Annotated in this window: 18 protein-coding genes, 1 tRNA gene and 1 other RNA gene; 10 read left to right on the top strand and 10 right to left on the bottom strand. The window is 70.4% G+C overall.

Translation table 11 applies throughout. The features are described 5' to 3' along the window. Positions 1–8: 8 nt before the first annotated feature. Complete coding sequence (cmk, locus tag M8231_RS04960; protein ID WP_249750954.1) at positions 9–653, bottom strand: (d)CMP kinase; 645 nt, start codon at positions 651–653, stop codon at positions 9–11. Further along, positions 650–1,960 carry a 3-phosphoshikimate 1-carboxyvinyltransferase gene (gene aroA / locus M8231_RS04955; RefSeq protein ID WP_250202380.1) on the bottom strand — a complete coding sequence of 437 codons (1,311 nt, stop codon included), beginning with the start codon at positions 1,958–1,960 and terminating at the stop codon, positions 650–652. Before aroA ends, cmk begins: the two co-directional genes overlap by 4 nt. Positions 1,961–2,087: 127 nt before the next feature. Between aroA and M8231_RS04950 the strand changes: the two genes are divergently transcribed. The 4 genes from M8231_RS04950 to M8231_RS04935 all read left to right on the top strand — a co-directional run bounded on the left by M8231_RS04950 (position 2,088) and on the right by M8231_RS04935 (position 4,463). Beyond that, positions 2,088–2,546 carry a TIGR02300 family protein gene (locus tag M8231_RS04950; RefSeq protein ID WP_249750955.1) on the top strand — a complete coding sequence of 153 codons (459 nt, stop codon included), beginning with the start codon at positions 2,088–2,090 and terminating at the stop codon, positions 2,544–2,546. A 210-nt stretch (positions 2,547–2,756) separates the two neighbouring features. Further along, positions 2,757–2,832: transfer RNA gene (locus M8231_RS04945), tRNA-Ala, on the top strand. 91 nt (positions 2,833–2,923) lie between these two features. Beyond that, positions 2,924–3,988, top strand: a complete 1,065-nt coding sequence (locus M8231_RS04940) for a glycosyl transferase family 90 (protein ID WP_249750973.1) — start codon at positions 2,924–2,926, stop codon at positions 3,986–3,988. Between the two features lie 100 nt (positions 3,989–4,088). After that, a complete protein-coding gene (locus M8231_RS04935; RefSeq protein ID WP_249750974.1) occupies positions 4,089–4,463 on the top strand; it encodes a hypothetical protein in 375 nt (124 codons plus the stop codon). Between the two features lie 6 nt (positions 4,464–4,469). Here M8231_RS04935 and M8231_RS04930 read toward each other — a convergent pair whose 3' ends face one another. Then, a complete protein-coding gene (locus tag M8231_RS04930; protein WP_250202379.1) occupies positions 4,470–4,628 on the bottom strand; it encodes a hypothetical protein in 159 nt (52 codons plus the stop codon). Between the two features lie 167 nt (positions 4,629–4,795). On the opposite strand from M8231_RS04930, the gene M8231_RS04925 reads away from it, so the two are divergent. The 4 genes from M8231_RS04925 to M8231_RS04910 all read left to right on the top strand — a co-directional run bounded on the left by M8231_RS04925 (position 4,796) and on the right by M8231_RS04910 (position 9,718). After that, positions 4,796–6,427 carry a peptide chain release factor 3 gene (locus M8231_RS04925; RefSeq protein ID WP_250202378.1) on the top strand — a complete coding sequence of 544 codons (1,632 nt, stop codon included), beginning with the start codon at positions 4,796–4,798 and terminating at the stop codon, positions 6,425–6,427. Positions 6,428–6,539: 112 nt separating this feature from the next. After that, the gene (locus M8231_RS04920) at positions 6,540–7,955 is read left to right on the top strand and encodes a tetratricopeptide repeat protein (protein WP_249750975.1); all 1,416 of its coding nucleotides are present in this window, start codon (positions 6,540–6,542) and stop codon (positions 7,953–7,955) included. A gap of 86 nt (positions 7,956–8,041) precedes the next feature. Further along, entirely contained in the window at positions 8,042–8,377 is a 336-nt protein-coding gene (locus tag M8231_RS04915) for a hypothetical protein (protein WP_249750976.1), read from the top strand. A gap of 105 nt (positions 8,378–8,482) precedes the next feature. Then, positions 8,483–9,718 (top strand): hypothetical protein, encoded by a 1,236-nt coding sequence (locus M8231_RS04910; protein ID WP_250202377.1) that lies wholly within the window; start codon positions 8,483–8,485, stop codon positions 9,716–9,718. Positions 9,719–9,721: 3 nt separating this feature from the next. Here M8231_RS04910 and M8231_RS04905 read toward each other — a convergent pair whose 3' ends face one another. The 6 genes from M8231_RS04905 to M8231_RS04885 all read right to left on the bottom strand — a co-directional run bounded on the left by M8231_RS04905 (position 9,722) and on the right by M8231_RS04885 (position 13,177). After that, the gene (locus M8231_RS04905) at positions 9,722–10,951 is read right to left on the bottom strand and encodes an MFS transporter (RefSeq protein ID WP_250202376.1); all 1,230 of its coding nucleotides are present in this window, start codon (positions 10,949–10,951) and stop codon (positions 9,722–9,724) included. Between the two features lie 21 nt (positions 10,952–10,972). Continuing rightward, on the bottom strand, positions 10,973–11,794 hold the full coding sequence (locus tag M8231_RS04900; RefSeq protein ID WP_249750980.1) for a TIGR00282 family metallophosphoesterase: 822 nt from the start codon (positions 11,792–11,794) through the stop codon (positions 10,973–10,975). After that, complete coding sequence (locus M8231_RS04895; protein ID WP_249750981.1) at positions 11,791–12,336, bottom strand: 5-formyltetrahydrofolate cyclo-ligase; 546 nt, start codon at positions 12,334–12,336, stop codon at positions 11,791–11,793. Before M8231_RS04895 ends, M8231_RS04900 begins: the two co-directional genes overlap by 4 nt. Before the next feature lie 65 nt (positions 12,337–12,401). Then, a non-coding RNA gene (ssrS, locus tag M8231_RS17060) (6S RNA) lies at positions 12,402–12,563 on the bottom strand. A 57-nt stretch (positions 12,564–12,620) separates the two neighbouring features. Next, on the bottom strand, positions 12,621–12,926 hold the full coding sequence (locus M8231_RS04890) for a cell division protein ZapA (RefSeq protein WP_249750982.1): 306 nt from the start codon (positions 12,924–12,926) through the stop codon (positions 12,621–12,623). Further along, positions 12,926–13,177, bottom strand: coding sequence for a hypothetical protein (locus M8231_RS04885; RefSeq protein ID WP_249750983.1), 252 nt, complete (start codon positions 13,175–13,177; stop codon positions 12,926–12,928). The genes M8231_RS04890 and M8231_RS04885 overlap by 1 nt, the downstream gene beginning before the upstream one ends. A 138-nt stretch (positions 13,178–13,315) precedes the next feature. On the opposite strand from M8231_RS04885, the gene tkt reads away from it, so the two are divergent. Continuing rightward, a complete protein-coding gene (tkt, locus tag M8231_RS04880) occupies positions 13,316–15,265 on the top strand; it encodes a transketolase (protein WP_249751844.1) in 1,950 nt (649 codons plus the stop codon). Between the two features lie 198 nt (positions 15,266–15,463). Beyond that, the gene (gene purT, locus M8231_RS04875) at positions 15,464–16,660 is read left to right on the top strand and encodes a formate-dependent phosphoribosylglycinamide formyltransferase (RefSeq protein WP_249750984.1); all 1,197 of its coding nucleotides are present in this window, start codon (positions 15,464–15,466) and stop codon (positions 16,658–16,660) included. Positions 16,661–16,854: 194 nt separating this feature from the next. On the opposite strand, the gene M8231_RS04870 is transcribed toward purT, so the two are convergent. Then, positions 16,855–18,129 carry a S41 family peptidase gene (locus M8231_RS04870; RefSeq protein ID WP_249750985.1) on the bottom strand — a complete coding sequence of 425 codons (1,275 nt, stop codon included), beginning with the start codon at positions 18,127–18,129 and terminating at the stop codon, positions 16,855–16,857. Between the last annotated feature and the right edge of the window lie 24 nt (positions 18,130–18,153).

The following is an 18,153-nucleotide window of genomic DNA, read 5'->3' as shown; positions in this document are numbered from 1 at the left end:
ATCGGGGCTCAGAGCCCGTGTCTCGCTCGCGCGGTCTCGACGATACGGCGGGCCGCATCGAAGGCGGCCTCTATACCCATGTCGGTGGTGTCCAGCAAGACCGCGTCCTTCGCCTGCACCATCGGGGCGGCGCCGCGGCCGGCGTCGCGCTCGTCCCGGCGGCGGATGTCGGCCAGCATGGCGTCGAAGGAAATATCGATGCCGCGCGCCGTCAGCTGCTTCCAGCGCCGCGTGGCGCGGACCTCGGGCGTGGCGGTGACGAACAGCTTGGCCGCGGCGTCCGGCGCGATCACCGTGCCGATGTCGCGCCCGTCCAGCACCGCCCCGCCCGGCTGCCCGGCGAAAGCCTGCTGCAGCTCCAGCAGGGCGGCGCGAACGGCGGGATGGCCCGCGACGCGGCTGGCCGCCTCGCCCGCCTCGCCGGTGGTCAGGCGTTCGTCCTCCGTCAGGCCGGCCGGAACCAGGGACCAGGCGGCGGCGGCGGCGGCCTCGGCGTCGTCCAGCGAATGGCCGTCTCCCAGCACCTTCACCCCCACGGCGCGATACAGCAGGCCGGTGTCCAGGTGCGGCAGGCCGTATGTCCGCGCCAGGCGCGCGGCGATGGTGCCCTTGCCCGAGGCGGCGGGTCCGTCGACGGCGATGACCAGGGTCACCCCATTTCTCCGCCCAGGCCGTTCATCATGTCGACGAAGCCGGGGAAGCTGGTGGCGATCATGCCCGGCTCGTCGACGGACACCGGCTCCTGCGCGGCCAGGCCCAGGACCAGGTGGCTCATGGCGATGCGGTGGTCGTGGGCGGTGTGGACGGTCGCGCCGCCGGCCACCGAGGCCGAACCGGTGACGATGAAGCCTTCGGGCTCCTCCTCCACCTGGACGCCGCAGGCGCGAAGACCCGCCGCCATCAGCGCGATCCGGTCGCTTTCCTTGACGCGCATCTCACCGACGCCGCGCATGACGGTGACGCCCTCGGCGAAGGCGGCGGTGGCGGCCAGGATCGGATATTCGTCGATCATGGAAGCGGCCCGGGCCTCGGGCACGACGATCCCCTTGAGCTTCGAATGCCGAGCGGTGATGTCGCCGACCGCCTCGCCCCCCGCGTTGCGCCGGTTCGCGATCGTCAGGTCCGCGCCCATGGCGATCCAGGTGTCGAACAGTCCGGTTCGGAGGGGGTTCAGCATGACGCCCTCGACCGTCACTTCCGAACCGGGGACGATCAAGCCGGCGGCCAAAGGAAAGGCGGCCGACGACGGGTCGCCCGGCACGGCGACGAAGGTTCCCGTCAGCGGCTGACCGCCTCTCAGCGAGATTGTCCAGCCCTCGCCGTTGTCCTGAACCCCGACCTCGGCGCCGAAGGCGCGCAGCATCCGCTCGGTGTGGTCGCGGCTCTTCTCCGGCTCGACCACCGTCGTCACGCCGTCGGCGTTCAGCCCGGCCAGAAGGATCGCCGACTTGACCTGGGCCGAGGCGACCGTCTGCACATAGTCGACGGCCTTCAACGCCCCGCCCGTCAGGGCCACCGGCAGCCGGTCCTCGGCCGCCAGCCAGTCGAAGCGCGCGCCCATGTCGGCCAGGGGTCCGGTGACCCGCTTCATCGGCCGCTTGCGCAGCGACTGGTCGCCGTCGAAGGTCGCCGTCAGCGGATAGCCGGCCGCCGCCCCCATCAGCAGGCGCACCCCCGTTCCGGCGTTTCCGCAGTCGATGACCGACCGCGGGGTGCGAAAACCGCCCGCGCCCTCGACCCGCCATCTGCCGTCTTCCAGGCGGTCGACGCGGGCGCCGAAGGCCTGGACGGCGCGGGCCGTGGCCAGGACGTCGTCGCCTTCCAGCAGCCCCTCCACCTCGGTGACGCCCGAGGCCATGCCGCCCAGAATCATCGACCGGTGCGACATCGACTTGTCGCCCGGCGCGCGCACCCTCCCCGACAGGGCGGTCGAGCGTCGGGCGGTCAGTTGGGAAGGCATCGGCACCCGCTTCAGGCTGGATCATGGGGGAACGCCGCGCGGGCGCGCGAAAGACAGCTTTTGACAGCGGCCCTAAGGGGTGGCAAGGGACCGCCCCGAAATTCAATCCGTTGGAAAGTCTCCTCCCGTGGCCAATCCCGAACTGGGCGCCAAGCAGGTCTGCCCGAACTGTCAGGCGAAGTTCTACGACCTGAACCGTCGCCCCGCCCACTGCCCCAAGTGCGGCACGGACTTCGATCCGGAAGAAGCGCTGAAGCTGCGCGGCCGCCGCGTCCGTCCCGGCTATCCCGCCGACGACGAGGACGCCGAGGACCAGGTCAAGGACAAGGCCGCCGACAGCGACGACGACGAGGAAGAGGACGTCCGCGCGCCGGAGATCGACGAGGAAGGCCATGAGCCGATCCTGACGCCCGACGACGATGACGACGCGAGCGACAACAACGACGACGCCGGCATGAACTCGTCCGACGGCGACGACGACGACGTCCTGGACGACGACGATGACGACTCCGTGCCGTTCATCGAGGACGACGACGACGATTCCATCGACGAGGACATCGCCAAGCCGTCGCGCGACGACGACTGATCCCAGGGGTTGCGCCTGCCGCGTCACGCGGCGCGGCAGGCCGAGTGTTTTCCGCCTTCAAGGTTGAAAACACGAAGAATTTTCGCAAATGGAAGCGATGCGAAAATAAATCTGAAAACGGGCTTGATCACCGAAAAGCCCTGACATAGTTTCCGCCGCCTCGCCGGGGGCCATCGCAAGATGAACCGGGCGGACCAGACCGAAAGGTCCGGGGCTATAGCTCAGTTGGTAGAGCGCTTGAATGGCATTCAAGAGGTCAGCGGTTCGACTCCGCTTAGCTCCACCAGTTTCCTGAAGCCCGGTTGCGAAGGCAGCCGGGCTTCTTTGCTTTTCGTCTCGCGTTGACCCGGCGCGCGACGCGCCGCATGGCTGCCGCGATGACCGACGCGCCCTCATTCGACGACCGCCTGGCGACCTATGCGGCCCCGATCGCGGGGGCGACGCCGACGACCTATGACGTGCCCGATACGGTCGAAATGGCGCTGTGCGGCCCGGCCCAGACGGTGGACGAGGTGCTGGAGACGCTCGCTGGCCTGCCCTACGGGCGCGCTCAGGCGGCGAAGTTCCCCTCCCGGCGCCTGCGCGAACTGGTCGAGACCTATGTGGCGCCCGTGTCGCGCGCCTTCCTGGCCGCCGGACGGCGGCGCCCCTTCCTGGCCCGTCTGGGCGACAACCGCGACGCCATGAGCCGCCCCGGCTTCGTCAAGTCGCGGATGATCGAGGATCCGGGCCAGGGCGTCCTGGCCCCGCTGAACCACGCCCGGCATTTCAGCCCCGTCGCCGATGTCGCCGCCGTGGATCGCCCCTACGCCGACAAGGACGACCGCCTGGTCTGGCGCGGCGCGACCACCGGCCGCTTCATCCGCGCCGAGCCGGACGCCCCGCCCTATTCGGCCCGCTACCATGTCCACCGCCTGGCGGGCGAAGGCGCGGCCCGCGCCGACTGGGATATCGGCTACAGCCTGGTCACCCGTCCGCAGCACCTGGTCGACGTGCCGCTGGAGACGATCCACGCGGCGACGCGCCCGCACCTGTCGATGACGCAGCTGCTGGGCTCTAAGTTCCTGCTGGTGCTGGAGGGCAACGACGTCTCCTCCGGGCTGAAATGGATCCTGGCTTCGCAGTCGGTCCCGGTCATGCCGACGCCGACGGTCGAATCCTGGGCTTGCGAGGCGATGCTTCGGCCGTTCGTCCATTATGTGCCGGTCGCCTCGGACCTGTCCGACCTGGCCGAGGTCCACGCCTGGTGCCGCGACAACGACGCCGCCTGCCGCGACATGGCCCGCGCAGGCCAGGTCTTCATGGCCGCCTTCGGCGACCCCGAGAGCGAAGACCGGCTGCTCGCGGCGGTGGTCCAGACCTATGCCGACCGGGTGACGCTGGCGCCGGGCGGACCCGAGGCGCGCGCCGTCCTGGCCCGGATCGCCGGACTGTCATGGTGAGATTCGCTTAACCGCGTCCGTGAACGGGACCGCAAGCGCCGATCGCTAGGGTGATCGACAGGACGACGTTTCCGTCCGGCCTGTCCGAGCGTTTCGCCCCATGCTGTTTCTTCTGAACGACGTCGTGTTCGATCTGGACGAGGCCTGCCCGGCCACGCCCGCCGACGCGCGCCGTTTCGAACAGCTGGGCTTCGACTATGTGCTGGAGCTGGGCTGCGAGCTGTTCGCCGAGGATCCGCTGCTGCATCGAAACGACCCGGCCCGGGCGCGTCGCCTGGCCTGGTTGATCGCCAACCGCAGCCCCGACGTGAACGCCGCCCTGTTCGCCGCGCCGGACGCCGGGTGCGAGCCCGATCTGGTCGAGCCGCGCTTCTGCGCCCTGCCCGAAGCGGTCATCCGCCAACTTCAGGCCAAGGGCCGTCGCCTGGACGCGGTCGCCGCCGACCGCGCCGTCTGGAACCGCCTGGCGGCCTGACCCGGTCTAGACCAGGGTGTTGAACACCACGTGGACCAGCGTGGCCACGCCGACAATGAAGCCGAAGCCGACCGCCAGGCCGATCGCGGGATGCAGCTTGTGTTCGGTGGAACGTTCGCTCGGCGCATAGCCGATCGCACGGTCTTCAGGATGGATCACAGCCATCGTCGTTTCCTTTCCCTTCACGGGCGTCCCGCTCTGATGGCGGGATCGGCGCCGTTGACAGGACAATGACTCCAATAGCCCTCTATGGCGAGGGGTTATTTGATCTCGCGCAAAATCGTGACTTCGGGCCCGGTTCGGGCTAGTTGCGCCGCTCCGAGGATCCCGACATGTCGACACTGACCCTGCCCGAGGAGGCTGCGCGACGGCGCACCTTCGCCATCATCGCCCACCCCGACGCCGGCAAGACGACCCTGACGGAGCACATCCTGCTGGCCGGCGGCGCCATCCGCGCGGCCGGGGCCGTGCGGGCGCGGGGCGAGAACCGGCGGGCGCGCTCGGACTGGATGAAGATCGAGAAGGAACGCGGCATCTCCGTCACCGCCTCGGTCATGACGTTCGAGCACGACGGCAAGATGTTCAACCTCTTGGACACGCCGGGGCACGAGGACTTCTCGGAAGACACCTACCGCACGCTGACGGCCGCCGACTGCGCCATCATGGTGCTGGACGCCGCCAAGGGCATCGAGCCGCAGACGCTGAAGCTGTTCGAGGTCTGCCGCCTGCGCGACATCCCGATCATCACCTTCATCAACAAGCTGGACCGCGAGGCCCAGGACCCGATGACGCTGCTGGACGACATCGCCAGCCGGTTGCAGCTGGACCCGTCGCCGATCTGGTGGCCCGCCGAGAGCGGTAATCGCCTGCGGGGCATGGCGCAGCTGGGGACCGGCACGTTCCAGCCTTACGCCCGCAAGACCGCCGGCTCGGACGAAGACCCGGACCATCCCGCCGCCCTGCCGCTGTCCGACGCCGCCGCTCATTTCGAGGGCTCGGAGCAGGCCGACCTGGCCGAGGCGCTGGAGCTGGTCGAGGCGGGCTACAAGCCCTTCGACCGTCAGGCCTTCCTGGAAGGGCACATGACGCCGGTGTTGTGGGGGTCGGCCCTGCGCCACTTCGGCATCGACGAACTGCTGAAGGCCATCGGCGACTGGGCCCCGGCGCCCAAGACCATGAAGGCGAGGAAGGAGGCCCCGCCCGAGACCCGCAACGCCCCGGCGCCCGAGGATGTCGTGGTCGAACCCGGCAAGGACGAGGTGACGGGCTTCGTCTTCAAGGTCCAGGCGAACATGGACCCCAACCACCGCGACCGCATCGCCATGTTCCGCATGGCCTCGGGCAGCTTCAAGCGCGGCATGAAGCTTAAGGTCCAGAACACGGGCAAGCAGCTGTCGGTGAACGCACCCATCATGTTCTTCGCCTCCGATCGCGAACTGGCCGAGGACGCCTACGCCGGAGACGTGATCGGAATTCCGAACCACGGCGTGCTGCGCGTCGGCGACAGCCTGTCGGAAAGCGGCATGATACGGTTCGCCGGCCTGCCCAACTTCGCCCCGGAAATCCTGCAGCGCGTGCGGGTCAAGGATCCCCTGAAGGCCAAGCACCTGAAGAAGGCGCTGGAAGGCCTGGCCGAGGAAGGCGTGACCCAGCTGTTCCGGCCCGAGTTGGGCTCGGACTTCATCGTCGGCGCCGTGGGCCAGCTGCAGTTCGAGGTCATGGCCGACCGGCTGGGCGAGGAATACGGCCTGGAAGTCATCTTCGAGCACAGCCCCTACGCCGAGGCGCGCTGGATTTCGGGCGAGAAGGCGGACCTGGAGGATTTCGCCTCCAAATACCGCCCGCAGATGGCCGTCGATATCGACCAGAACCCGGTCTTCCTGGCCAAGTCGTCATGGGAGACCGGCTATGTCGGCGAACGCTTCCCCAAGATCGCCTTCCTGAAGACAAAGGAGCGCGGCTGATCGGGGCAGGACGTCGCGTTGCGGCTGTCATCTTCTCCGAGTAAGCCCTGTGGGGGGACGTGTGGAGGACGGCGTGAGGGTTGGGGCGATTGTATCGGCGGCCGCAGTCGCGATGGCCGCAGCGACGCCGGCGAACGCCGAATGGCTGCGGGCCGAGACCGACAACTTCGTCGTCTATGGCGAGGGGCGGCCCGACGACCTACGCCGTCATGCCGAGAAGCTGGAACGGTTCGACGCTATGATGCGTCGCCAATTCGGGATCGGCGCGGCGGAGGGCGCGCGCAAGTTGCCGGTCTATTTGGTCTATACGGGCCGGGAACTGCGGGAAATTCACCCCGGCCTGCCGGAAGGCGCGGCAGGGTTCTATTCGGCGAGCGAGATCGACGTCTACGCCGCGCTTAATCGGCGCAGCGGCGACGACGTGCTGCTGCACGAATACGCCCACCACTTCATGTACCAGAATTTTCCGGGCGCCTATCCCGGCTGGTTCACGGAAGGATTCGCCGAGTTCTTCATGACGGCGACGGTCGAGAACGCCGACGCCGTGAAGGTCGGCTACTTCAATCAGGGCCGCCTTAACGTACTGAACCACGTCGCCTGGATTCCCATGGAGACGCTGCTGACGGCGCGGCCGCGCCAGTTGCAACAGCGCTATGCGCGCGCCGCCTTCTATTCGCAGTCCTGGCTGCTGACCCACTATCTGGTTATGGACCCCGAACGTCGCCGGGGCCTGGACGCCTATCTGGCGGCCGTCGGCCGCGGAACGCCCGAGGCGGAAGCGCTAAAAACCCACCTGGGCCACGACTACGCCAGCCTGGAAGCCGCCTTGCGCGCCTATCTTCGCGGACGAATGGGTTATGCGGAAGCGGACCTGTCGGACGTCCATCCGGAGGTGCGCTTCGCCGCGCTGCCGGCGAGCGCCGATCGTCTCCTGTTCGACAGCTTGACGATCCGCTACCCCAAGTCGCCGCAGGAAATCCAGGAACTTCTCCCTCGCATACGGGCGGACGCGGCCCCCTATCCCGAAGACCCTCTGGCCCTGACCACCCTTGCCCGGGCCGAATTCCAGTGGGGTGATGCGGAGGCGGGCGAAGCGGCGCTAGCCAAGGTTCTGTCGATAACGCCCGACGACCCTGAGGCCCTGCAACTGGCTGCGAACCGGCGAGTAATGCAAAGTCGGGAGGCGACGGACGAGGCGGCGCGGCTGATCCTCGTCAACGAGGCGCGCGGCTATCTGGCGCGTGCGGTCCAGGCCGCGCCGACGGACTACCGCATCTACCTAGCCCTGGCGAGAACGCGACGCGGCGCGACGGGATATCCCAACGACAACGACCTGCAGACGTGGCGTCTCGCGGTGGCCTATGCGCCTCAGGTGATGGGGATAAGGCAGGAAGCGGCCGAGGCGTTGAGGGCCGGCGGACGGGAAGACGAGGCCCGGGCCGTGCTTCAGGCCGTCGCGAACAATCCCCACTCGGATGGCCGAACAGCCTTGCCCGAAGGCGCCCAGTCAGGCGCCGATGCACGCTGAACGACGACGCGGTCGCCCGCCCCTTCCCCTGCGACGAGGAAGGCGCCATCGTTCCGCCCGTCGGGCGCCTTAGCGCCGGAGGCATCATGGTTCTCGCACCCGCCGTCGCCGCCGTCCTGTTCGCCCAGTCCCCGGGCGGGCTGGTTTCCTATGAGGAAGCGGTGCGCTGCGCCGGCCTGACCCAGGCGGCGTCGGAACTGGAGGGCGGCGAAAGCCCGGAGGGGCGCGCGCTCTATGACGCCGCCCTCTACTGGTCGCTGGCGGCCATGCGGGCCGGCACCGCGGCGGGCCGGACCAGCCAGGCGGCCGAAAACGACCAGACCCGCGCCCGCATCGAAGGTGTGCGCCAGTTGAGCGCCGACGCGCCCGCCGCGCGGGCCGCCCTGCGCCAATGCCGCGAGCGCGCGCCCAAGCTGGACTGAAGCTGGGGATAAGACCCGGCGAACCGGAGCGGCGGCGTCGCGTTTGCTTTGCAGACGCCTGGGGCGCAACCTTCGTCCCGAACCGGGAATACACGCGAGTCGCCCATGTTCGAGTTCGGCCGAGACCTTCGCAAACTGTTCGACAAGGCGCGCGAGAGCGAGGATCTGGGCTGGGTCGAGCTGATCGGCGTGGACCTGTTGCACGCCGAGGCGCGCCGCGAATCCATCGACGCCGGCCGCGTCTCCTGCGCCCGACCCTTCGAGACCGAACGCCGCGCCGGCGCGCTGTGGCGCGAGCACGCCCGCCGCACGGGCGCGGGCGACAGCCTGGATCGGGCCGAGCGCGCCGCCGAAGGTCTTTCGCGCGCCGCCGCCTCTGACGATCAGCGCGCCCTGGCCGCCATCGACCGCGCCCAGGTGCTGTTGTTGCGGTTCGACCTGTGCGGCGATCCAACCCGGTTGGCGATGGCGCTGGAGGGTTTCGGCGCGGCCCGGCCGACGCGACGGGGCTGGGTGACGGCGGAGGCGATGGCGGTCCAGGCCCTGGTCCAGGCGCGCCAGGCCCGTCTGTCGAACCAGGGAGAGGCGCTGCAGGAGGCCTCCGCCGCCCTGGACGCCGCGGTGCAGGCCGCCGTCGCCAAGGGGCTGCCCAACGCCGACGACCTGAAGCTGGATCGCGCCGCCCTGGCGCTGGAGGTCGGGATCCTGAACCGCGACAGCCGCCTGCTGGACCTGGCGGGCCGGGACCTGAGCGCCCTGGCCGAGACCTTTTCGCCCGACCGCCGGCCGCTGAGCCGGGCGCGGGTGCTGGCGCTGTGCGGCGCCGGACTGTCGGCCCTGGCCGCCGCCGCCGGCCATTCCCAGGCCCAGGCGCAGGGGCTGATGATGTTCCAGGCCGCCGCCGAACAGTTCACCCCCGATCACAGTCCCCTGGACTGGGCCGCGATCCAGGTGGCCCAGGCCGGCGAAGGCGACGGCCCGCTGATGCCTCTGGTCCAGGCGGAGGCCCTGACCCAGGGCCAGGGATTGGTGCTGGGCGCCCTGTCGCGCGAACGACGGCTGGCGCGCGAGATCGCCCTGGCGGCCGAGGTCGGCGACCGGGCCGGGCTGGACCAGATCGAGACGCGGCTGCGCGACCGCCTTCCGGCCGCGGGCAAGGCGCCGCTGGACTGGGTCGCCGATCAGCTGGGCATGGCCCGCCTGGCCCTGGCGCGCCTGGCGGTCGGCAAGGCGCCGCCCCCCGCCCTGACGCTGGGCCTGCTGGAGGCCGAGGCCGTGGCCCGCGAGATGGGCGCTCTCGTTCTGGCCGACCGCGCGGTCGGTCTGCGCGCCCGGGCGTAAGGGTCAGTTCCGCTTCAGGGCCCCGAACAGGACCGCGCCCATCGCGAAGGCGGCCGCCGACAGCCACAGCACCGGACGGTAGCCGGCCTGGACCAGATCCAGCGCCGCCAGGGCCATCAACGGGGCCCAGGCCTGCGGCAGGGCGGCGGCCAGGTTGATCAGGCCCAGGTCCCCGCCTCTCTGGTCGCGCGGCGGCAGGGCGTCGACCATCAGCCCGGTCTCAACGGCGTAGTAGATCCCCGTGCCCAGGCCGTGAACGGCGAAGGCGGCGACGACCCAGGGCCAGTCCGACGCCATCGCCAGAAGCCCGCCCGACATCGCCAGAACCGCCGCGCCGGTCACGGCCGCCCCGCGCCGCCGTCGCAGCCGCCCACCCGCCAGTCCCAGGACCAGCGACACCCCCAGGACGACGCCGAACGACACCCCGGTCAGCAGCGCCAGACCGGCCTCCGGCGGCGCGCCGTAACGGGCCTGGAAGTTCGTGTCCGCGGCGATGAAGTAGAGCAGATAGACGTTGCCGACGACGAAGCCGGTGGTCATCGCCGACCGGCCCAGCCAGACCAGAACGAAGTCCCTGTGGGCGAACGGCCCGAACCAGGCCGTGACCGAGCCGGGCGTCGCCTCGACCGGCGCTTCGCCGTCGCGCGCGCCGTCTTCGCGCATGCGGAACACGAAGGGCAGGACGCCGACGACCAGGATCGCCGCCAATGCGCCGTAGCGGGCCCCGTCCTGTGTCAGCCAGCCGCCGACCAGGGCCGCGCCGACCATGTTTCCCAGCGGATAGCTGACCCCCATCGCCGCCGACAGACGCCCCCGCGCGGCCGCGGGCGTCCGGTCGGCGAACAGCGCCAGAAGCGCGGCCAGCAAGGCGTTGAAGCCGATCTGGAACAGCACCACCCCCGCCGTCAGCGCCGCGCCCGTGGTCGCCGTGGCGATCACCGCATAGGCCGCCAGAACCCCGGCGACGCCGCCCGCCATCCACGGCCGCCGACGCCCCAGACGCGAGCGCGTCCGATCGCTCAGCACCCCGGCCGCGACATTGGAGACCGCCGCCGTGATCGCGCCCCAGAACAGGGCCGTGCTCAGCAGGGTTTCCTTGGCGGCGGCGTCGATCGCCTCCGCCCGCAACGGGACCAGCATTCCCAGCAGCGGCGCCATGGCGATGAAGGCCGCTAGATAGGCGACGCCCAGCCCCGCCATGAACGCCGACGACGGCGCCGCATCATCGCGCATGACGCCCTCCCCGGCGGGACTTCAGACCACGGGCACGGCCTGGCTCAGTCGACCGCCGACGCGGATCGGCTCCACGCGCGTCGCCAGGCCGGTGCGGTCGTCGGTCTCGACGAAGACGCCGCACACCGTCGCGGGTCCCGACGCCGGCGTGTAGCGGCCGCCGGAGATGCGGGTGGTGAAGCGCCGCAGGGGCTCGTCCTTCTCGTTGCCGATGACGCTGTCGTAGTCGCAGCAGCCGCCGGCGTCGGTCTGATAGGCCGTGCCGCCGGGCAGGATCTGGCAGTCGGCGGTGGGCACGTGCGTATGGGTGCCGACCACCAGCGACGCGCGCCCGTCGCAGAAGTGGCCCATGGCCATCTTCTCGCTGGTCGCCTCGCAATGCATGTCGACGATCACGGCGTCGGCCACGGCGCCCAGGGGGGCGGCGGCCAGTTCGCGCTCCACCGCGCCGAAGGGATCGTCCATCGGATCCATGTGCACGCGGCCCAGCACGTTCATGACCAGCACGGTGCGGCCGCTGTGGGTTTCGAACAGATTGGCCCCGGCGCCCGGCGCGTCCATCAGGCGCGGATAGTTGGCCGGCCGGATCAGGCGCGGCTCGCGCACGATATAGGTAAGAGCCTCGCGCTGGTCCCAGCTGTGGTTGCCCAGCGTCAGGCAGTCGGCGCCCGCCATGAACAGTTCGCGCGCCGTGTTCTCGGTGATGCCGAACCCGCCCGCCGCGTTCTCGGCGTTGACCACCACGAAGTCGAGCTTCAGGTCGCGCTTCAGGCCCGGAAGATGGTCGCTGATCCCGTCACGGCCGGACTTGCCGATGACGTCGCCGAAGAATGCCAGTCTCATTCGAAAGCCGTATAGCCGGTCTCGGCCAGAACGCCATGCAGGCGGATGTCGTGCGGGTCGAGGTCCAGCCGATCGACGACTTGGCCAGCATAGGCGAAGCCGACCCGCGCGACGTCGGGCCGGGCGGCGAAGGTGCGATCATAGTAGCCGCCGCCCTGCCCCAGCCGCCCTCCTTCGGCGTCGAAGGCCAGCAACGGCGTGACGATCAGATCGGGGTCGACCACCGCCGCCAGCGGCAAGGGGGCGGGACATCCCGCCACATCCAACTCCAGCGGATCACCGAACGACCAGGCGCGAAAGATCATCGGCGCGGCGCGTTCAAGGACCACGGGTAGGCACAGCCGGCGCCCGGCCGCTTCCAGCGCCATCGCCAAGGCGTCGGTGTCCAGTTCCGAGCCCACGGCGCGATAGAGGGCCACGATCTGGCCCGGCGGCAGGCGATCAGCATGGGAGGCGGCGCGCGAGGCGGCCGTCGGATCGGCCTCGGCCAGCCGCTTTCGCAGGGCGCGGGCCGCCGATCTGAGTTCGTGCTTGTCGGACATTGCGGGCGCTCAAACAGCGAGCGACCGCGTCGCGAGCGGTGGCGCCCAGACCAAAGAGAAAGGGTGGCGGCGCCGCGTGAACCGTGAAGGGCGGTTTAAATCCTCTCGACCTGGGTAGCCAGGTGGGCTCCGTGTGCCCGGGCCCTCGAGCCCAAACAGGGACAGATCCCTTCGAGTGAATTAAGGTCGCGAGGAAATGTTGCCTTCGACGAGGGCCGCAGCAGGACCCGCCGCCGGACAAGATAGGCGTTCGCGTCGTCCGGCGCCAGAGCGCCGTGCTGTCGTCAGACGCTCTGGGCGATCTTCTCGATCCGGGCGGCCACGGCGTTCAGCGCCTCGGCCACGCCGTCGGACGATGCGGCCGCCGGCGCCGCCGACGCCTTGCCGCCCCTCGCCTCCTGCAGTTCGTCGGCCAGGATCAGCGCCGACATCAGGAACAGCCGCAGGTCGCCGACATTGCCCACGCTGTCGGCCACGGCGCGCACCTGGGCGTCGAACTGCCGGGCCAGGGCGCGCACGCGGTCCTCCTGGCCGTCGGCGCATCCGACGGCGTAGGGGCGCCCGTTGACCTCGACCGTCACCGTCGCCATCAGACGGCCCCTTCCGTTTCGGCCAGCACCTCGCGCACCGCCTCGGCGGCGCGGGCCAGGGCCTGGGACGCCTCGCGACCGGCGGCCTCCAATTCGGCCACGCGCGCGGCCTCGGGCCGGGGCGCGAACAGGTCGTCGTCCGGGATCGGCGGCGCCGAGGCCGGGCGCGCCTTCAGGTCCAGGATCTTGCGTTCCAGTTCGGCCAGGGCCCGGTCGATGCGGGCCCGTGCGGCCGTGGTGGCGTCGGCCATCGGTCGCTCCTTCAGATTCCGTATAGAACCCGAGGACGCGTCGGGGTAAAGGCGGCGCGCCCCTGTTTTTCCGCCTTCCGACGAAAGGTCTCCGCCGTGACCGACGCCAAAGCCGCACCTAAGGCCACCCCCGAGCAGATGGCCAACGCCATCCGCGTCCTCGCCATGGACGGGGTCGAGAAGGCCAAGTCGGGCCACCCCGGCATGCCGATGGGCATGGCCGACGTGGCCACGGTGCTGTTCTCCAGGTTCCTGAAGTTCGATGCGGCGCATCCCGACTGGGCCGACCGCGACCGCTTCATCCTGTCGGCGGGCCACGGCTCGATGCTGATCTACGCCCTGCTGCACCTGACGGGCTACAAGGCGGCGACCAAGGAAGAACTGTCGAACTTCCGCCAGTGGGGATCCAAGACCGCCGGCCACCCGGAATACGGCCACATGCCGGGCGTGGAGGTCACCACCGGCCCGCTGGGCCAGGGGCTGGCGACCTCGGTCGGCTTCGCCCTGGCGGAGCGCCATCTGGCGGCCAAGTACGGCGACGATCTGGTCGATCACCGCACCTGGGTGATCGCCGGCGACGGCTGCCTGATGGAAGGCGTGTCGCAGGAGGCCATCGCCCTGGCCGGCCGGCTGAAGCTGTCGAAGCTGACGGTCCTGTGGGACGACAACGAGATCACCATCGACGGCAAGGTGTCGCTGTCGGACGCCACCGACCAGAAGGCGCGCTTCAAGGCCGCCGGCTGGGCCGTGCGCGCCATCGACGGCCATTCGATGAGCGAGATCAAGGCCGCCCTGAAGTGGGCCCAGCGTCAGGAAAAGCCGACGCTGATCGCCTGCAAGACCAAGATCGGCAAGGGCGCCGCCACCATGGAAGGCAGCCACAAGACCCACGGCGCGGCCCTGGGCGCCGCCGAGATCGCCGCCACCCGACTGGGCCTGGCCTGGGACCACGACCCGTTCGAACTGCCCGCCAACATCGAGGAGGCCTGGCGCAAGGTCGGCCGTCGCGGCGCCAAGGATCGCAAGAAGTGGGAGGCCCGCCTGGCCGCCTCGCCGCAGGCCGCCGACTTCACCCGCGCCATGAGGGGCGACCTGCCCGAGGGCGCCTTCGACGCCCTGAACGCCAAGATCGCCGAACTGGTCGAGACCCAGCCCGCCCAGGCCACGCGCCAGTCGTCCGGCGCCGCGCTGGAGCAGGTGTTCGCCGCCATCCCCGAACTGGTCGGCGGCTCGGCCGACCTGACCGGCTCGAACAACACCTTCGTCAAGGACACGCCGATCCTGGACGCCCCGACCTATGAGGGGCGCTACGTCAACTGGGGCATCCGCGAGTTCGGCATGGCCGCCGCCATGAACGGCCTGGCGCTGCACGGCGGCGTCATCCCCTACGGCGGCACCTTCATGGTGTTCTCCGACTACAGCCGCCCGGCCATCCGCCTGGGCGCCCTGATGGGGGTCCGCGCCATCCACGTGCTGACCCACGACTCCATCGGCCTGGGCGAGGACGGCCCGACGCACCAGCCGGTCGAACACCTGGCCGCGCTGCGCGCCATTCCGAACCTGCTGGTCTTCCGCCCCGCCGACACGGTCGAGGCCATGGAATGCTGGAAGATCGCGCTGGAGACGAAGACCGCGCCGTCGGCCATGGCCCTGTCGCGTCAGAAGACGCCGGCCGTCCGCACGGTCGCCGCGTCGGACAATCTGTCGGCCCGCGGCGCCTATGAGATCAAGGCCGCGAACGGAGAGGCCAAGGTCACCATGTTCGGCACCGGCACGGAGCTGGCGCTGGCGCTGAAGGCGGCCGAGACGCTGGAGGCCGAAGGCGTGGCGACCCGCGTCGTCTCCGTCCCCTGCTTCGAACTGTTCGAACGGCAGGACGCCGCCTATCAGGCCTCGGTCATCGGCCGGGGCACGGTGCGCGTGGCGGTGGAAGCCGCCATCAAGCAGGGCTGGGAACGCTTCATCGGCGAGGACGGCGGCTTCGTCGGCATGACCGGTTTCGGCGCGAGCGCTCCGGCGGAGGTGCTTTACGAGAAGTTCGGCGTCACGGCCGAGGCGGTGGTCGCGGCGGCCAAGGCGCGTCTGTAAGCCTCGGATCCTCCCCCGCTTGCGGGGGAGGGGGACCACGCGCAGCGTGGTGGAGGGGGCGGATGCAGGCGAGATGTATCCGCATGGACTCCGCTTGAACTTTCCACAGCCGGTGCGAGGTCCGCCCCCTCCACCGCTTCGCGGTCCCCCTCCCCCGTTGCGCTGCGCTTCACAGGGGAGGAGCGCAAGGAGCAGATGATGAAACTGGGCACCCCGCTTTCAGACAGCGCCGTCCGCGTGATGCTGCTGGGCTCCGGCGAACTGGGCAAGGAAGTCGCCATCGAGCTTCAACGCCTGGGCGTCGAGGTCATCGCCGTCGATCGCTATCCCAACGCCCCCGCCATGCAGGTCGCGCACCGCAGCCACGTCATCCCCATGACCGACGCCCAGGTGCTGAACGGCGTCATCCTGGCCGAGGCGCCGCACATCATCGTGCCCGAGATCGAGGCCATCGCCACCGACGTGCTGGCGGGGATCGAGGCCGCCGGCCTGGCCCGCGTCATCCCCACCGCGCGCGCCACCCAGCTGACCATGAACCGCGAGGGCATCCGCCGCCTGGCCGCCGAGGAGCTGGGCCTGCCGACCAGCCCCTACGCCTTCGCCGGCAGCGCGATGGAACTGGCCGAGGCGGCGAACCGCATCGGCCTGCCGGTCTTCGTCAAGCCGGTCATGTCGTCCTCGGGCAAGGGGCAGTCGATGATCGACGCCCTGGAGGACGCCCCCAACGCCTGGGCCTACGCCCAGTCCGGCGGCCGGGTGGACGCCGCCCGCGTCATCGTCGAGGGCCGCATCGACTTCGATTTCGAGATCACGCTTCTGACCGTCCGCTCGCTGGGCGCCGACGGCCAGGTCCGGACCGACTTCTGCGCCCCCATCGGCCATCGCCAGGTGAAGGGCGACTATGTCGAAAGCTGGCAGCCCCAGGCCATGAGCCCCGCCGCCCTGAGCGCCGCCCAGGACATCGCCGGCAAGGTCACGGACGCGCTGGGCGGCCTGGGGGTCTTCGGCGTGGAGCTGTTCGTCAAGGGCGACCAGGTCTGGTTCTCAGAGGTGTCCCCGCGCCCGCACGACACGGGCCTGGTCACCCTGGCCACCCAGACGCAAAGCGAGTTCGCCCTTCACGCCCGCGCCATCCTGGGCCTGCCGGTCGACGTGAGCCAGCGCGAGCCGGGCGCCAGCGCGGTCATCTATGGCGGCGTGGAGGCGCAAGGCATCGCCTTCGAGGGCGTCGCCGAGGCTCTTTCTGTTCCGACCGCCGACCTGCGCCTGTTCGGCAAGCCCGAGAGCTTCGAGCGGCGGCGCATGGGCGTCGCGACCGCGCGCGGCGCCGACGTCGATCAGGCCCGCGAACGGGCGCGCCAGGCCGCGGGCCGCGTCCGGCCGGTCGCCGGCTGACGTCCAATCGACGTTCAGTCTGGCGTCGTCCTTCCTGGGCGTCCGTGAGGACGAACCCGGAACCCAGGAGGCGAGCATCCGGCGTCGAACCCGGCCAGTAGCGTGACTGAAGCCCTGGGTTCCGGGTTCTTCGCTACGTTCAGCCCCGGAATGACGGACTAGGCATGCCCGGGCCCCCTGAATGTCGATCAAACCTAGCGATCCAAGACGGCTGCGGCCGTCGAGCCCACCCCCTTCAGGGCCGCAATGGCCGCCTCCAGGGTCGGATCGTCGCCCGAGCGCCGCTGGGCCAGGGTGCGCGGCGCGGCCAGGTCCGGCGTCACGCCCCGCTTCTCCAGCCGCACGCCGCCTGTCGTGACGAAATCCGATCGGCTCAGCGTCAGCCGCCCGCCGTCCGGCAGGTCGGTGTCCTGGGCGATCAGGACGGACCCGCCCGTCGTCTCCCCGACGACCAGGCCGCGCCCGGCTTCCTGAAGGGCGGCGGGGGTCAGTTCGGCGGCGCTGCGGCTGGCGCGATCGACCAGCACGGCGACCGGATTGGCGACCGGCTCTTCATGATCGCCGCAATCCCCGTCGGCGCGCAGCACGATGGCGCGCCCCGAGCGCGTGGTGCGGGTCGCCCAGGCCTGGCCGCGCGGCAGGAAACAGGTCAGCACCGACTCCGCCTCCCACAGCCGCCCGCCGGGATTGGCGCGCAGGTCCAGGATCACGTCGACGTCCGGCTCCAGTCCGTCGAGCTGGCTTGCGACCCAGCGGCCCAGGCCTTCATCGAACTGCTCGACCGTCAGCACCAGGACGCCGGGCCGGGAGCGGTCGGCGGTGAACGGCTGGGGGCCGTCCATCAGGCGCGGCGTCACCGTCACGTCGCGGCGCGCGCCGGTCTCGTCGGTCAGCGCCAGTTGAACCGGCCGCCCGTCGAACACCTCGACATCCGCGCCCCAGGCCCGGCCGTCCAGGGTGTTCAGGGTCCAGCCGATCTGCACGCCCGCGGCCTCGGCCGGCGATCCGGCCCGCACCCGCTCCACCGTCCAGACGTCCCGCTGGTCCCCCGCCATCAGGGTCAGCCCCATGACGGCGCGGCGCTGGTATTGGCGATCCTGGCGGCGCACGGCAGCCGGCGGGCTGGCCCCGGCGTGGCCGTCGTCCAGCAGCTCCAGCATCTCGTTCAGCACATGATAAAGCGCGCGGTCGTCGCCGGCCGCCAGCGCCTGCGGCCGGAACCGCTCGCGCGCCGCGCGCCAGTCCACGCCGTGGAGCGTCGGATCGTAATAGCCGCGTCTAACCTCTTCCCACACGCGGTCGAAGACACGCCGGTTCATGCGTGCGCGCTCAGGGCTGGGCCCGACCATGGCCGCGGAGGCGGCCGGCGCGTCGACGGCCTGGCTCACCGAAACCGCGGGCGCCCCCGCCGTCAGCGCCAGGCCGATCAGGACGACGCCCAAGAGCCTGCGATGCGCGGTCCGGTTCATGACGACGTTGTCGGCAATAACACG

This window comes from Brevundimonas albigilva (genome assembly GCF_023573565.1).
GTDB lineage: Bacteria > Pseudomonadota > Alphaproteobacteria > Caulobacterales > Caulobacteraceae > Brevundimonas > Brevundimonas albigilva.
This window is presented reverse-complemented; position numbering and strand designations above follow the sequence as displayed.